The organism is Pseudoalteromonas sp. Angola-7 (assembly GCF_028599255.1).
GTDB classification, from domain to species: Bacteria; Pseudomonadota; Gammaproteobacteria; order Enterobacterales; family Alteromonadaceae; genus Pseudoalteromonas; species Pseudoalteromonas atlantica.
On record NZ_JAQREL010000035.1, the window covers coordinates 1 to 941 of the forward strand.

Annotated in this window: 1 rRNA gene; it reads right to left on the reverse strand. The window is 47.2% G+C overall.

Annotated features, from left to right (window positions below):
* Positions 1 to 916, reverse strand: a 23S ribosomal RNA gene (locus PSH50_RS20955); the annotation flags it as partial.
* Positions 917 to 941 lie beyond the last annotated feature (25 nt).

A 941-nucleotide genomic window follows, 5' to 3' on the forward strand; every position in this document is an offset into this window, starting at 1 on the left:
TACTTTACGGTATTCGGAGTTTGCAAAGGGTTGGTAAGTCGGGATGACCCCCTAGCCTTAACAGTGCTCTACCCCCGTAAGTATTCGTCCGAGGCTCTACCTAAATAGATTTCGGGGAGAACCAGCTATCTCCCGGTTTGATTAGCCTTTCACTCCTAGCCACAGGTCATCCCCTAACTTTTCAACGTTAGTGGGTTCGGTCCTCCAGTTGATGTTACTCAACCTTCAACCTGCCCATGGCTAGATCACCGGGTTTCGGGTCTATACCTTGCAACTATTCGCCCAGTTAAGACTCGGTTTCCCTACGGCTACCCTAATCGGTTAACCTCGCTACAAAATATAAGTCGCTGACCCATTATACAAAAGGTACGCAGTCACCTAACAAGTAGGCTCCTACTGCTTGTACGTACACGGTTTCAGGTTCTATTTCACTCCCCTCACAGGGGTTCTTTTCGCCTTTCCCTCACGGTACTGGTTCACTATCGGTCAGTTGGGAGTATTTAGCCTTAGATGATGGTCCACCTATATTCAGTCAAAGTTTCACGTGCTCCGACCTACTCGATTTCACTTAAAATGTCTTTTCATGTACGGGACTATCACCCTGTATCGTGGCACTTTCCAGAGCCTTCCATTAACACATAATAAGCTTAAGGGCTGTTCCGATTTCGCTCGCCGCTACTATCGGAATCTCGGTTGATTTCTTTTCCTACGGGTACTTAGATGTTTCAGTTCTCCGCGTTCGCCTCGTTAACCTATGTATTCAGTTAACGATACCTGCAAGCAGGTGGGTTTCCCCATTCGGAAATCCTAGTCTCAAGCGCTTTTTACTAGCTTGACTAGGCTTATCGCAAGTTAATACGTCCTTCATCGCCTCCAACTGCCAAGGCATCCACCGTGTACGCTTAGTCACTTAACCATACAACCCAAACGGGTCTTTGTTA